13 protein-coding genes and 1 pseudogene are annotated in these 14405 nt (G+C 64.2%); 9 read left to right on the forward strand and 5 right to left on the reverse strand.

The genetic code is table 11. From position 1 onward, the window contains the following. Positions 1–246 precede the first annotated feature (246 nt). From ACQVLG_RS26180 to ACQVLG_RS26215, 8 genes are all read left to right on the forward strand, one after another. A complete protein-coding gene (locus ACQVLG_RS26180) occupies positions 247–1191 on the forward strand; it encodes a 5'-nucleotidase (RefSeq protein ID WP_474291716.1) in 945 nt (314 codons plus the stop codon). Positions 1192–1278: 87 nt separating this feature from the next. Then, positions 1279–4722 (forward strand): transcription-repair coupling factor, encoded by a 3444-nt coding sequence (gene mfd / locus ACQVLG_RS26185; RefSeq protein WP_474291717.1) that lies wholly within the window; start codon positions 1279–1281, stop codon positions 4720–4722. Positions 4723–4777: 55 nt separating this feature from the next. Further along, entirely contained in the window at positions 4778–5620 is an 843-nt protein-coding gene (serB, locus tag ACQVLG_RS26190) for a phosphoserine phosphatase SerB (protein ID WP_474295804.1), read from the forward strand. 105 nt (positions 5621–5725) lie between these two features. Continuing rightward, complete coding sequence (locus ACQVLG_RS26195; protein WP_474291718.1) at positions 5726–6454, forward strand: nucleotidyltransferase domain-containing protein; 729 nt, start codon at positions 5726–5728, stop codon at positions 6452–6454. After that, positions 6451–7371: a TIGR04222 domain-containing membrane protein gene (locus ACQVLG_RS26200; protein ID WP_474291719.1), complete on the forward strand. Its 921-nt coding sequence runs from the start codon at positions 6451–6453 to the stop codon at positions 7369–7371. The genes ACQVLG_RS26195 and ACQVLG_RS26200 overlap by 4 nt, the downstream gene beginning before the upstream one ends. Position 7372: 1 nt before the next feature. Next, entirely contained in the window at positions 7373–8083 is a 711-nt protein-coding gene (locus ACQVLG_RS26205) for an MbnB/TglH/ChrH family RiPP precursor modification enzyme (protein ID WP_474291720.1), read from the forward strand. After that, entirely contained in the window at positions 8056–8217 is a 162-nt protein-coding gene (locus ACQVLG_RS26210) for a hypothetical protein (RefSeq protein WP_474291721.1), read from the forward strand. Before ACQVLG_RS26205 ends, ACQVLG_RS26210 begins: the two co-directional genes overlap by 28 nt. Then, positions 8214–8480, forward strand: coding sequence for a hypothetical protein (locus ACQVLG_RS26215; protein WP_474291722.1), 267 nt, complete (start codon positions 8214–8216; stop codon positions 8478–8480). Before ACQVLG_RS26210 ends, ACQVLG_RS26215 begins: the two co-directional genes overlap by 4 nt. 4 nt (positions 8481–8484) lie before the next feature. On the opposite strand, the gene ACQVLG_RS26220 is transcribed toward ACQVLG_RS26215, so the two are convergent. Then, positions 8485–10008 carry a serine hydrolase domain-containing protein gene (locus ACQVLG_RS26220; RefSeq protein WP_474291723.1) on the reverse strand — a complete coding sequence of 508 codons (1524 nt, stop codon included), beginning with the start codon at positions 10006–10008 and terminating at the stop codon, positions 8485–8487. Then, a complete protein-coding gene (locus ACQVLG_RS26225) occupies positions 9917–10366 on the reverse strand; it encodes a serine hydrolase (RefSeq protein ID WP_474291724.1) in 450 nt (149 codons plus the stop codon). Before ACQVLG_RS26225 ends, ACQVLG_RS26220 begins: the two co-directional genes overlap by 92 nt. Before the next feature lie 86 nt (positions 10367–10452). On the opposite strand from ACQVLG_RS26225, the gene ACQVLG_RS26230 reads away from it, so the two are divergent. After that, the gene (locus ACQVLG_RS26230; protein WP_230539466.1) at positions 10453–10815 is read left to right on the forward strand and encodes a DUF4870 family protein; all 363 of its coding nucleotides are present in this window, start codon (positions 10453–10455) and stop codon (positions 10813–10815) included. Positions 10816–10853: 38 nt separating this feature from the next. Here ACQVLG_RS26230 and ACQVLG_RS26235 read toward each other — a convergent pair whose 3' ends face one another. The 3 genes and pseudogenes from ACQVLG_RS26235 to phaR form a co-directional block, all read right to left on the reverse strand. Continuing rightward, a complete protein-coding gene (locus tag ACQVLG_RS26235; protein ID WP_474291725.1) occupies positions 10854–12020 on the reverse strand; it encodes a cystathionine beta-lyase in 1167 nt (388 codons plus the stop codon). Positions 12021–12132: 112 nt separating this feature from the next. After that, positions 12133–13487 (reverse strand): annotated as a pseudogene (gene rimO, locus ACQVLG_RS26240) (30S ribosomal protein S12 methylthiotransferase RimO). A 193-nt stretch (positions 13488–13680) separates the two neighbouring features. Next, on the reverse strand, positions 13681–14244 hold the full coding sequence (phaR, locus tag ACQVLG_RS26245; protein ID WP_219116002.1) for a polyhydroxyalkanoate synthesis repressor PhaR: 564 nt from the start codon (positions 14242–14244) through the stop codon (positions 13681–13683). Positions 14245–14405 lie beyond the last annotated feature (161 nt).

Genomic DNA, 14405 nt, shown 5'->3' on the forward strand with positions numbered 1-14405 from the left:
ATAGGGCGTACGCTTCGTTACAATTGGCGAGAATTCATAAGGGGAAGCATAGTGGAAAATACACGCGCTGGCTGCTACATACTTGATACAAGACAAGATTTATTTCTTTACTGTGGCGCGTGTTGCACAGCAGCGAAAAAAAAAGGCCCGGCGCCCCGTTTTGGTGCAGAAAATCCCCATGTACCACTATTGGCTACGCAGTTGATAGTCGTATAAGATGAGCAACAAGCAAACAACAGGCAGACCATGGCTTATCCTATCGAACACAAACTGGTGATCGGGGTCGCTTCCAGCGCCCTGTTCGACCTGGCCGAATCGCACCAGGTCTACCTCGACAACGGCCCCGAGGAATACCGCAAGTACCAGGAAACGCATATCGACACGGTCTTGCCGCGCGGCGTGGCCTTCCCCTTCATCCGCCGTTTCCTGAACATCAACAAGCACTATCCGCGCCAGTCGCCCGTGGAAGTGGTGCTGTTTTCGCGCAATTCGCCGGAAACGGGCTTGCGCGTCATGCACTCGATCGCGCACTACGGCCTCGATATCTCGCGCGCCGCCTTCATGACGGGCAAGTCGCCGTATCCTTATCTGCCCGCCTTCAACGCCTCGCTCTTCCTCAGCGCGAACGAGGACGACGTGCGCAGCGCCCTGGCCTGCAACTATCCGGCCGGCCTGGTGCTGCCGTCGCGCACGGAAGACGATGAAAACGACGAGGAACTGCGCGTTGCCTTCGATTTCGACGGCGTGATCGCCGACGACGAAGCGGAAACCGTGTTCAAGCGCAACAATGACGTCGATGAATTCCACGCCCATGAAACCCTGAACGTGGGCACGCCGCACCGCCCCGGCCCACTGGCCGACCTGTTCCAGAAGCTGGCCACCATGCAGCGCCTGGAAGAAAAGGCGCAGCGGCGCGACCCCGGCTACAGAAAGATCCTGCGCATCGCCATCATCACGGCGCGCAACGCGCCCTCGCACGAGCGCGTCGTGACGACCCTGAAAAGCTGGGGCGTGGCGGCCGACGAGACGTTTTTCCTCGGCGGCATGGACAAATCGCGCGTGCTGGCCGTGTTCAAGCCGCATATCTTCTTCGACGACCAGTTGAGCCACCTCAAATCGGCGGGCGGAACCATCCCCATGGTGCATGTGCCGTTCGGGATTGCAAATATCCGTGCGAGCGATGGTCTATAATCTCGCCTGTCAGCGCCGTCACTGGCGGCGCGGCGCGCATCACAGCTGTCCCACTCAACTGCCTCTGCCACTAGTGTCATCGCCTGCATGTCCTTAGACTTAACAAAAGCCCTCCCCAAGCCCGGCAACCGCTATGCGCTGCCCGCCCTGTATGGTTCATCCGACGCCTATGCCCTGGCGCTGGCCGCCCTGGCATTGAAAGCGCGGGGCCAGATGCTGGCCGTGGTGGTGGCGCAGGCCAGCGACGGCCAGCGCCTGCTCGATGAAATCCCCTGGTTTGGCGGCAAGGAACTGCGCTGCCACCTGTTGCCGGACTGGGAAACCCTGCCCTACGACGCTTTTTCGCCGCACCAGGACCTGGTCTCCGAGCGCCTGGCCACCCTGCACGAAATCCAGACGCGCCAGTGCGACGTGCTGATCGTGCCGGCCACCACGGCGCTGGTGCGCCTGGCGCCGCCGTCCTTTTTGGCCGCCTACACCTTCTTCTTCAAGAAGGGCGAAACGCTGGACGAAGCGCGCCTGAAGTCGCAGCTGACGCTGGCCGGCTACAGCCATGTGTCGCAAGTGATGTCGCCCGGCGAATACTCGGTGCGCGGCGGCCTGCTCGACCTGTTCCCCATGGGCTCGGCCCTGCCCTACCGGCTGGACCTGTTCGGCGACACCATCGAAACCATCCGCACGTTTGATGCCGACACCCAGCGCTCGCTGTACCCCGTGCATGAAGTGCGGCTGCTGCCGGGCCGCGAATTTCCCATGGATGAAGCGGCGCGCACCACCTTCCGCAACCGCTGGCGCGAACAGTTCGAGGGCGACCCGTCGCGCTCCGTCGTCTACAAGGACATCAGCAGCGGCATCGCCTCGGCCGGCATCGAATACTATCTGCCCCTGTTCTTCGAACAGACGGCCACCCTGTTCGACTACCTGCCGCCCGACGCCTCGCTGGCCCTGGTGGGCGAGATCGATGCGGCCATCAGCCGCTTCTGGACCGATACCCAGTCGCGCTACCGCTTCCTGAAGGCGGACCGCGAGCGGCCGATTTTGCCGCCCGAAGCGCTGTTCCTGTCCGACGAGCAGTTCTTCGGCCTGGCCAAGCCGTATCCGCGCCTGGCGATTGCGAAGTCGAACGATGCGCTGGCGTCCGAACTGTCGGCGCCGATTCCCAACATCGCCGTCAACCGCCGCGCCGACGACCCGCTGGCCAACCTGCGCAGCTATCTGCTGCAAGCGGGCCGCCGCGTGATGATCTGCGCCGAATCGAACGGCCGCCGCGAAACCCTGCAGCAGTACTTCGCCGAATACGATCTGCAGCTGACACCGGTGGAAGGCAGCGACGGCTTTTTGCAGTCCGATGCCAAGCTGATGCTGGGCGTGGCGCCGCTGCACGCGGGCTTCGAATTGTTCCGGCCCGAGGGCAATCTGGCCTTCATCACGGAAACCGAACTGTATGCCGGCTCCGGCCGCCGCGTCGGCAGCAAGAAACAGGAAGGCGTGACGCAGGTCGAGTCGATGGTGCGCGACCTGTCCGAGCTGAAAATCGGCGACCCGGTGGTGCACATCAACCACGGCATCGGGCGCTACATGGGCCTGACCAGCATGGACCTGGGCGAAGGCGAGACGGAATTTTTGCACCTCGAATACGCGAAGGACACGAAACTGTACGTGCCCGTATCGCAACTGCATGTGATCTCGCGCTATTCGGGCGCCTCGCCGGAAGACGCCCCGCTGCACTCGCTCGGCTCGGGCCAGTGGGAAAAGGCGAAAAAACGCGCGGCCGAACAGGTGCGCGACACGGCTGCCGAGCTGCTCAACCTGTACGCCCGCCGCGCGCTGCGCCAGGGCCACTCGTTCGAATTCTCGTCGCACGACTACCAGCGCTTCGCCGACAGCTTCGGCTTCGACGAAACGCCGGACCAGGCCGAAGCCATCCGCAACGTCATCAAGGACATGACGTCCGGTAAACCGATGGACCGCCTCGTGTGCGGCGATGTCGGCTTCGGCAAGACGGAAGTGGCGCTGCGCGCCGCCTTCATCGCCGTCATGGGCGGCAAGCAGGTGGCGATACTGGCGCCCACCACCCTGCTGGCCGAGCAGCATGCGCAAACCTTCGCCGACCGCTTCGCCGACTGGCCCGTGCGCATCGCGGAACTGTCGCGCTTCCGCACCGGCAAGGAGATCACGCAAGCGTTCAAGGGCATGGCCGACGGCACCATCGACATCGTCATCGGCACGCATAAACTGCTGTCCGATGACGTGAAGTTTACCCGTCTGGGCCTGGTCATCATTGACGAAGAACACAGGTTCGGCGTGCGCCAGAAGGAAGCATTAAAGGCCTTGCGCGCGGAGGTGGACGTGCTGACCCTGACGGCCACGCCGATCCCGCGCACCCTGGGCATGGCGCTGGAAGGCTTGCGCGACTTTTCCATCATCGCCACGGCGCCGCAAAAGCGCCTGGCCATCAAAACGTTCGTGCGCAGCGAGGGCGAAGCCATCATCCGCGAAGCGTGTTTGCGCGAACTCAAACGCGGCGGCCAGATCTACTTCCTGCACAACGAGGTGGAAACCATCCAGAACCGCCTGGCCATGCTGACGGAACTGCTGCCCGAGGCGCGCATCGCCGTGGCGCACGGCCAGATGCATGAGCGCGACCTGGAAAAGGTCATGCGCGACTTCGTCGCCCAGCGCTTCAATATCTTGCTGTGCACGACCATCATCGAGACGGGCATCGACGTGCCGACGGCGAACACCATCATCATGCACCGCGCCGACAAGTTCGGCCTGGCGCAGCTGCACCAGCTGCGGGGACGCGTGGGCCGCTCGCATCACCAGGCCTACGCCTACCTGCTGGTGCACGACGTGCAGGGCCTGACGAAACTGGCGCAGCGCCGCCTGGACGCCATCCAGCAGATGGAAGAACTGGGCAGCGGCTTTTACCTGGCCATGCACGACCTGGAAATCCGCGGCGCCGGCGAAGTGCTGGGCGAGAGCCAGTCGGGCGAGATGACGGAAATCGGCTTCCAGCTGTATTCGGACATGCTCAACGAAGCCGTGCGCTCGCTGAAAGCGGGCAAGGAGCCGGACCTGGCCGCACCGCTGGCGTCGACGACGGAGATCAACCTGCACGTGCCGGCCCTGCTGCCGGCGGACTTCTGCGGCGACGTGCACGAGCGCCTGTCGATTTATAAACGCCTGGCCAACTGCGCCACGCAGGAAAAGATCGACGATATCCAGGAAGAGCTGATCGACCGCTTCGGCAAGCTGCCCGATGCCGTCAAGGCGCTGGTCGAAACGCACCGCCTGCGCATCGCCGCGAAAACCGTGGGCATCGTCAAGATCGACGTGCATGGCGAGGCGGCCACCCTGCAATTCATGGCCAAGCCGCCCATCGACCCGATGCGCATCATCGACCTGATCCAGAAAAACCGCCACATCAAGCTGCATGGCCAGGACAAGCTGAAAATCACGGCCGCCATGCCGGACCTGGCCGCGCGCGTGACGCAGATCAAGACCACCATCAAGCAATTGACGGTGTAGACCATTCAGACCATTTACGCAGAGCTGCCCCATGACCAATACCAAGACCATCACCATGAACCTGATCCTGCAGGGCCTGGACGGCGACAGCGCCCGTCTCGAGCGCATCGCCGCGCTGGCCGCGCCCACGTCCGTCACGCGCCTGGGTCCGAACGCCGTGCGCTGCGAGCAGATCGCCTATTCGCCCGCGCTGCGCCCCACCATCGAAGTGGCGGCCCAGGCGGCACAGCTGGACGCCACCTACATGATGGGACAGCGCGAACTCAGTGAATTCAAGCTGGTGGCGATGGACATGGATTCGACCCTGATCACCATCGAATGCATCGATGAAATCGCCGACATGCAGGGCCTCAAACCGCAAGTGGCGGCCATCACGGAAGCGGCCATGCGGGGCGAACTCGATTTCGCGGCCAGCCTGAAGCAGCGCGTGGCCCTGCTCGAAGGCCTCGATGCGTCGGCCCTGCAGCGCGTCTACGATGAACGGTTAAAACTGTCGCCGGGCGCGGAAACCATGCTGGCGGCCGTGCAGAAGGCCGGCCTGAAAACTCTGCTGGTGTCGGGCGGCTTCACCTTCTTCACCGAACGCCTGAAGGAGCGCCTGGGCCTCGACTACACGCACGCGAACGAACTGGAAATCGTCGACGGCAAGCTGACGGGCAAAGTGTTAGGGGGCATCGTCGACGCCGAGGAAAAGCAGCGCACGGTGGAACGCGTGTGCGCCGAGATGGGTATTGCGCCATCGCAAGCCATCGTCATGGGCGACGGCGCCAACGATTTGAAGATGATGGGCATCGCGGGCCTGTCCGTGGCCTTCCGCGCCAAGCCCGTGGTGCGCTCGCAAGCCGATGTGGCGCTGAACTTTGTGGGACTCGATGGCTTGCTCAACGTCTTGAGCTGAGCCGGGGCCAAGTTCACGGCGCCGGACGGTGCGCGCACGGTTGCATAAGTTTGCTATATTGCAAACTTATATTCACCCCGCCAGCCCACCGTGAAAGAACACCGCATGCCGCCACCGCTGCCAGAAGAGATACAACGCCACCTGGATGTGTTCGTCGCCGCCGCGCAAACGGCCTTCGGTGACGACCTTGCCGCCGCCGTGCTGTTTGGCTCGGCCGCCGACGGCCAGTTGCGCGCCACGTCCGACGTCAACCTGCTGTTGCTGCTCAAGCGCTTTACGCCGCAGGCGGCCGACGCGCTGCGCGGACCCTTGCGCCTGGCGCACGCCGCCATCGATTTGCAGGTGATGTTCCTGCAAGAAAACGAACTGGCCGATGCCGCCGACGCCTTCGCCGTGAAGTTTGCCGACATCATCGCGCGCCACCGGGTCTTGCTGGGCAATGACCCTTTCGCCAGCCTGCGCACCAGCCGCGACGCCGTGCTGCGCCGGCTGCGGCAAGTGCTGCTGAACCAGCAGCTGCGCATGCGCGAACGCTATCTGCTCCTGAGCGTGAACGAAGAGCAGCTGGCCGGCGCCATCGCCGACGCGGCCGGCCCCCTGCGCTCGGCCGCCGCCTCGCTGGCGCAGCTGGAGGGCAAATCTGCGCTGTCCGGCAAGCAGGCGCTCGAAGCGTTTGTCGACCAGCTGGGCGAACCGGCCCTGCACGCCGCCCTGCAAGCCATGTCGGCGGCGCGCGAAACGGCGCGCCTGGCGCCGGGGCAGGCCCTGCCCGCCTTCACGGGCCTGATGACGATTACCGAACGCCTGCGCGAGCACGCGGAGACCATGCGGTGAACGGCGTCAATCCGTTCGACTGGAGCGGGCCGTGGTTCCTGCTGGCCTACCTGATCTTCGGCGCGCTCGTGTACTACGGCGTGCGCGAGCTGCTGATCCGCCAGGAATTGCGCAATCCGCACGCCCAGCTGTCGCTGGCCGACGATCCCTACCGCATCGCCTTCCTGCGCGGCGGCGCCCTCGAAGCCGTGAAGATCGCCGCCATCGTGCTGGTCGACCGCGGCTTGCTGCGCGCCGACGGCCCGCTGCTGGAAACGGCCAGCGCCGACAGCCTGCGCTTCGCCAGCCATGACATCGAACGCGACGTGCTGCGGCTGTACCTGGGCCGCCAGGGCCATAGCAGGGAACTGGCCGTGCAGGCCGAGATGCTGCCATCGTGCCGCGCCTACCAGGAAACCTTGACGCAGCAGGAATTGCTGGTCGGCCCGCCGCTGCTGCGCCGGCGCGAACGCCTCACCTGGGCCGCACACTGGCTGCTGGTGACGGTAGCCGGCGTCAAGGCCGTCATCGCCATCAGCCGCCAGCACTACAACCTGCTGTTCCTGGCGCTGCTGCTGGCGATTTTTCTCCTCATGCTGCGCGGCTTGCGCACCCACGCGACCAGCTGGAGCGCGCAGCGGCTGCTGACCGACCTGCGCATGCTGTTTGGCCGCCTGAACATGCGCGCATCGCGCCTGCAGGCGGGCAGCAACAGCGCCGACATGGCGCTGCTGGCGGCCATCTTCGGCATGGGCGCCCTGCCCCCGTCGGTGTACGCGTATGTCGCCGGGCTGTACCCGGTGCCCCGGCAAAGCTCAGGCGGCGACTCGTCGTCCGGCGGCTCGGGCGACTCGTCATCGGGCGGCGGTGATGGCGGCGGCGATGGCGGCGGCAGCGGCTGCGGCGGTTGCGGCGGTGGCGGCGGCTGTGGCAGTTAATATGGGGGCAACGCGCGACCGCGTCGGCCTGGGCTGGCGCGGCGAACTGGCTGCCGGCATCCTGTCCCACCTGGCGCGGATCGACGTGCTGGAAGTGATCGCCGACGATTATTACCATGCCTCGCGCGCCGGCATCGCCGCCCTGCGCAGCCTGGCGCGCCAGGTGCCCGTCAGCCTGCACGGCGTGGGCATGGGGCTGGCATCGACGATACCCGCCGACCCGCGCCGCCTGCACGCGATGGCGCGCCTGATGAAGGAGGTGCAGGCGGAATCGTGGTCCGAACACCTGAGCTTTGTGCGCGCCGGCGGCGTCGAGATCGGCCACCTGGCGGCGCCGCCGCGCACGCCGCACAGCGCCGCCGGCGCCATCGCCAATATCGGGCTGGCCACGCGCATCGTCGGCAGCGCGCCGCTGATGGAAAACATCGCCACCCTGGTGCAGCCGCCCGCCAGCACCTTGGACGAAGCGCAGTGGCTGACGCGCATCCTTGACGGCGCGCAAGTGCCGCTGCTGCTGGACCTGCATAATCTGTATGCGAACGCCGTCAATTTCGGTCATGACCCGGAGCAAATGCTGCTGCGCCTGCCCCTGGACAGGGTCGGCGCCGTGCACCTGAGCGGCGGCCACTGGATAGCCGCGCCTGGCGGCGCGGCCAGCGCCTGCTGGACGACCATCTGCACGACGTGCCGCCCGAAGTGTTCGCTTTATTGACCCTGCTGGCGCGCCATGCGCCCCAGCCCCTGACGGTGATCGTCGAACGCGACGGCAATTACCCGTCGTTCGAGCACGTGCTGAGCCAGCTGGAGCTGGCGCGCGCGGCCTTGCGCGCGGGGCGCAGCGCATGAGTTCTCCCGCGCTGGAAACCTATCTGGCCAGGCTGTACACGGACGACGCCGTGCTTGGCGCCTTCCTGCTCGCGCCCCATGCGCAAGCCTTGCTGCATGGCTTGTCGCCACAGGAAGCGGAGGCGATGGCGGCGATGGACCGCGTCGGCCTGCAGATGGCGGCGGCCAGCTATCGCAGCAAACGGGCCGGGCGCGCCGGACACGGCAGCCAGGCCCGGCCGGCGCAGCGCTGGTGGCGCCGGCTGCTGGCAGGCTGGATCTGACGCCCTACAACTGCCACAAGCGCAGCGGCAGCAAGCCCCACCAGGCCAGCACCAGCAGCAGTTGCAAGGCCGCCAGCAAGGCGACCCAATCCCATTTCGCCCACGACCCCGCCTCGGCCGCCGTACCGCGGCTGCGCCAGCAGCGCGCCAGGCCGAATGCCGTGGCCAGCGGCAGCGCGCCCGTCGCCAGCGCCAGCAGCACGCTGGCGATGGTGGCGTCGCCCAGGCGCAGGTAGGACTGGAAATAGAAAAACGGCAGCGGCAGGAGCAGCGACAGCAGCGACAGCAGTGGCGCGAACAGATGGTCGCCCCGCCCCAGGCGGCGCAGCGCGGCGCGCCAGACACCCACCACCAGCACGTACAGCAAGCCCGCCACGCCCAGCGCGAGGCTGCCCCACAGCACCAGCATGCGCAGCATCGAGGCGCGCTCATAGCTGCGCAAGCCATCGCTGAGCACATGCTTGCCATCTTCCTGCAGCAGCACGTGCGATGGCGTGCTGCGGTCGCTGGCGCGGAACAGCAAGCCGCCCACCGGTTCCAGTTCCTTCGGCTCGCCCTGGAACGGGATCAGGAACAGCGAATCGCCATCCCATTTGACGCGCGTAAAACCGAAGACGGCATCGACCCAGGCCATGCTGGCCATGGCACCGGGCGACGGCACGTAGACGCCCTGCCAGTTTTCCACCGTGGGCGCGGGCGTGCCCTGCGGGGCCGGCGCGCGCAGGGGCAGCTCCAGGTCGCGCAGCAGCAGGCGGTTGAAGCGTTCATAGTCGGCTGCTTCCGCATCCGTATTGAAGGCCACGAAGAAGGCGCTTTTCTGTTCAGGATACAGGCACAGCATGGCGCGAAAACCCACGGCCGTGCCGGGGTGGCAGGCGCCCACCACATTGTGGCGGTCGCGCACGGCCAGCGCCAGGCCGTGGCCCGTTGCCAGTCCCGCCTGCGCCGCATCCGTGCCGGCCGGCTCGGACAAGGCGCCCATCAGCGCCAGGTCGATGAAGCGCTTGCCTTGCAGCTTGCCGTCGCCCATTAAAAACTGTGCCAGCTTGGCCATATCGGCCGCCGTGGTGGTAAATTGCGCGGCCGGACGCAAGTACTGGGGCACGGCCGGCTGCGCCACGCCATGCTCGAAGTGGCCCATGGCAAGGCGCGGATCGCCTTGGACACCCGCCTGCGTGCTCATTTGGGTGACAAAGGTAAACGTGCTGTCCGCCATGCCCAGCGGCTGCAGCAGCTGCGCATCGAGATAGCGTTCATACGGCTGGCCCGTGACCTTCTCGATGACCATGCCCAGCAAGCCATAGCCCATGTTCGAATACGCGTAGCGGCTGCCGGGCCGGGCGCGCACGCGCAGCAGCTTGCGTCCGCCGTCAAAAGCGGCGGCCAGCGGGGTCTGCGGCGCCGGATTCAGGCTGAATGCCTGCCAGAAGCGCACATTATCGAGGCCGGACGTGTGCGCCAGCAGGTGGCGGATGCGCACGGGGTCGCTGGCCTGCCACGGGTTGTTCAGCGCCAGCTCGGGCAGCACCTGCTGCAGGGGGGCGTGTGTCGAGCGTGAGCTTGTCTTCGCTGACGAGGCGCAAGACGCCCAGCGCCAGCGCCACCTTGCCCACGGAACCCACCTGCATGCGGGTGTCCGCCTGCATCGGTACTTGCTTGGCGGTATCGCGCAGGCCGGACGCGCCGACTTTGACTGTGCCATCGGGCAAGACTTCGCTCCAGACGGCGCCCGCCAGGCCCTCTTCCTTCAAGCCGGCGGCAAACTCCGCCTCCAGGCTGTCGCCGGCGGCATGGGCCACCGTGGCGCACAGCAGCAAGGCCGGCGCGGCGCGCCGCAGCCAGGACCTGGCCCGCGCGGCCAGGGTGGCATATTGATTTCGTTTCAACAATGTATTCTGCCTTTTTGCGTGGACTGCGCTCCCGCGCCGCTTTGCTTGTTACAATTAAAAATTGAGCAACGACGGGAGATTTCATGTCACAAGATATTGTTTTGGATACCCAACTCCAGCAAACCAAAAACCTGGCCTGGTGGTTGTACCTGATACATGGCGCCAGCTTTGTGTTTTCGCTGGGCGCGTTTTCCTTCATTCCGCTCATCATCAATTACGTGAAGCGGGACACGGCGGCCGGGACCTTCGTCTACAGCCATCACAGCTGGATGATCCGTTCCTTCTGGTGGTATGTAGCCTGGATCGTCGTCGGCGCCATCCTGTGGGTCACCATCATCGGCATTCCGCTGGCCTTCCTCGTGTGGGGCGTGGCCTGGCTGTGGAAAGCGTATCGCTTGCTGCGCGGCTTCATCGACCTGAACAACAACACGCCCGTGCCCATGTAAGGACTTGCGGGCAAGCCATCGTGCTTGCCCCGCTGCCGCTACATCGCCGCGAACGCCCGTTCGATATCGCCGATCAGGTCTTGCGGATATTCCAGCCCCACGTTCAGGCGCACGAGCTGGCCCGGCAACTGCCAGCCCTTGCGCATGGCGGCGATGCGGTACGGCATCACCAGGCTGTTCGCGCCGCCCCAGCTGTAGCCAATCTTGAACAACTGCAAGGCATCGACGAAGCGGTCCGTCTGCTGCTCCGTGTAGCGGGCATCGAACAGCACAGAAAACAGGCCGCCCGCACCCGTGAAATCGCGCTGCCAGATGGCGTGGCCCGGGCAATCGGCAAAAGCCGGATGCAGCACCGTGGCAATCTCCGGCCGGCCCTTGAGCCAGGCGGCCACCGCGCGCGCGCCCGCATCGTGGGCGTCGAAACGCAGCTTCATCGTGGGCAAGCCGCGCAGCACCAGATAGGCGTCGTCCGCGCCCACGCCCATGCCCAGACGCATGTGCGCCTGCGCCAGGCGGTCGTGCAGCGCCCGCTCGCGCGTGATCAGCGCGCCCATCAGCACGTCGGAGCCGCCCGACTGGTATTTCGTCAGCGCCTGCATGATGATATCCACGCCCAGGTCGAAGCCACGCAGGGCCAGGCCCGCCGACCAGGTATTGTCCAAAGCCACCAACACGCCGCGCGCGTGGGCTGCCGTGCAGATGGCGGGCAAGTCCGGCACTTCCATGGTCACGGAGCCCGGTGCTTCAGTCCAGATGAGCTTGGTATTGTCCTGGATCAAGCCGGCGATGCCGGCGCCGATGAGCGGATCGTAATAGCGGGCCGTGATGCCGAAATCCTGCGCCAGCCAGCGGCCCAGTTCGCGGTTCGGGTTGTAGATGTTTTCCGGCAACAATACATCGTCGCCCGTTTTGAGCAAGGCGAAATCCGCCATGGCGATGGCCGCCAGGCCCGACGGCGCCAGCAGGCAGTGATTCCCCCCTTCGATCCCGGCCAGCCGCGCTTCCAGCGTGAACGTGGTGGGCGTGCCGTGCAAGCCGTAGGTGTAGGCGTTCTTCTCTTTCCAGTCGCCCGAGCGCATGGCCGCCACGTCCTTGAACAGCACGGTCGACGCGTGATGGATGGCGTTGGGAAAGGCAGCAAAGCCTTGCGGCGCCTGGTAATCGCTGTGGATCAGCGCGGTTTGCGGAGATTTGGGTGTGGTCATGGCGTCAGGAAATAAAAAAGGCGGATCAGCCTGTGCTGATCCGCCTTGATTGTAAGGGCTTATGCCCTTGCCTGCCGTACGTATGACAGAGTGTTACACCTGCATAAAATTTTTATTCTGCGGCGCCCCACAGGTCATGCGCATCCGCGGACGTGATGGTCACGTCGACGAATTGACCGACCGCCAGCTTGCGGTGCGGTTCGAACGGCGGTTTTACATACACGACGCCGTCGATTTCCGGCGCGTCGGCGGACGAGCGGCCCACGCCGCCCGAGCGGGTGACTTCATCGATCAGCACGCGCACGGTCTTGCCGACCTTGGCTTGCAGGCGCTTGCGGGAAATTTCTTCCTGCAGCAGCATCACGCGGCCGCGGCGCTCTTCGCGCAGCTCTTCCGGCACGGGGTTGGCGATGGCGTTGGCGGTCGCGCCTTCGACGGGCGAATACGCGAAGCAGCCCAGGCGGTCGATCTGCGCTTCCTTGAGGAAGTCGAGCAAGTACTCGAATTCCGCTTCCGTTTCGCCAGGGAAACCTGCGATGAAGGTCGAGCGTATCGTCAGGTCCGGGTTGATGGCGCGCCAGGCCTGGATGCGGTCGAGGTTTTTCTCGCCGCTGGCCGGACGCTTCATGCGCTTCAATACGTCAGGATGCGCATGCTGCATCGGGATATCGAGGTAAGGCAGGATATGGCCGCCGCTCATCATCGGGATGATCTGGTCCACGTGCGGGTACGGATACACGTAGTGCAGGCGCACCCAGGCGCCGTAGGACTTGGCCAGCTCGCCCAGCGCTTCCGTCAGCTGCGTCATGTGGGTCTTCACGGGACGGCCATTCCAGAAGCCGGAGCGGAATTTCACGTCCACGCCATACGCCGAGGTATCTTGCGAAATGACCAGCAATTCCTTGACGCCCGACTTGAACAGGTTTTCCGCTTCCATCATCAGTTCGCCGATCGGACGCGAAACGAGGTCGCCGCGCATGGACGGGATGATGCAGAAACTGCACGGTGGTTGCAGCCTTCGGAAATTTTCAGATACGCGTAGTGCTTCGGCGTCAGCTTGACGCCTTGCGGCGGCACCAGGTCGAGGAACGGCGCATGCGGTTTCGGCAAGTGCAAGTGGACGGAATCCATCACTTCGGCCAGCGCGTGCGGACCCGTGACGGACAGCACTTTCGGGTGCACTTTCATGATGATGTCGTCGCCGGCAGCATCTTTCTTGGCGCCCAGGCAGCCGGTCACGATGACTTTGCCGTTTTCCGCCAGCGCTTCGCCGATGGCGTCGAGCGACTCTTGCACAGCAGCATCGATGAAACCGCAGGTATTGACGATCACCAGATCGGCGCCAGCATAGGATTTCGCCGTTTCGTAGCCTTCGGCGCGCAGCTGGGTCAGGATTTGCTCGGAGTCGACCAGCGCTTTCGGGCAGCCGAGCGAGACAAAGCCCACTTTCGGCGCCGCACCTGGCATGGCCAGCATGGCCTCGGGCTGGGCGGAAGGAACGGGATACGGTGAATTTCAGACATAGTTGGCAGCTAGTAATATGGTGAGGCGAATCGGCTATTGTACCCCGAGCCGCCCCTTGCTGACAGAACTATGCTGTTTTGATGACGCAGATACAACTCCCGGGCGATCGAATCACCCGGTGAGCATGTGGCATTGATTACTTCTTGTCGCTTGGAGGAACCGGCGGCACAAACGGGAAGGTGCCGAACAGGTTCTTGCTCTGGCTTTGCATCTGTTCCTGCATCTGCACGAACAGGCTCTTGCTCTGGTCGATGTAGTTGTTCATCATGCCTTGCATCATCGGGCCCTGGACATTCATGAACTGGGTCCACATTTCAGGGCTGAATGGCTTGCCTTCGAAGCTGCCGGCCGAGGTGCCCGTGAATTTGTGCTGGATATCGGTGAACGCCTGCACGTTCTTTTCCAGGTAGGATCCCATCATGCCCTGCATGGCGTGGCCATAGTAGCGGATGATCTGCGACAACACGCTGCTCGAGAACATGGGCGCGCCGTTCGCTTCCTCTTCCAAAATGATCTGCAGCAAGATGCTGCGCGTCAAATCTTCATTGGATTTGGCATCGACGACGGTAAACACCTCATTGTCCAACACCAGCTGCTTGACGTCCGTCAAGGTGATGTAGGAACTGGTTTGCGTGTCGTACAGACGGCGGTTGGGATATTTTTTAATCAGGCGGTCTATACTTTTTTTTGCACTACTCATCACAAGTTCCACTTATTGCGCCGCAGCGCATACTGAGTTAATCCGAAAAAAAAGCGAACGTGGGTCCGCTTTCGCACCTGCCTACGTTTTCCATTATAGAGTGGAAAACGGCTCCATTGCACATCAGGGTAGTAGATTCCCGCATTTATTGCAACGCAACT

Source organism: Janthinobacterium sp. TPC_1 (assembly GCF_056037845.1).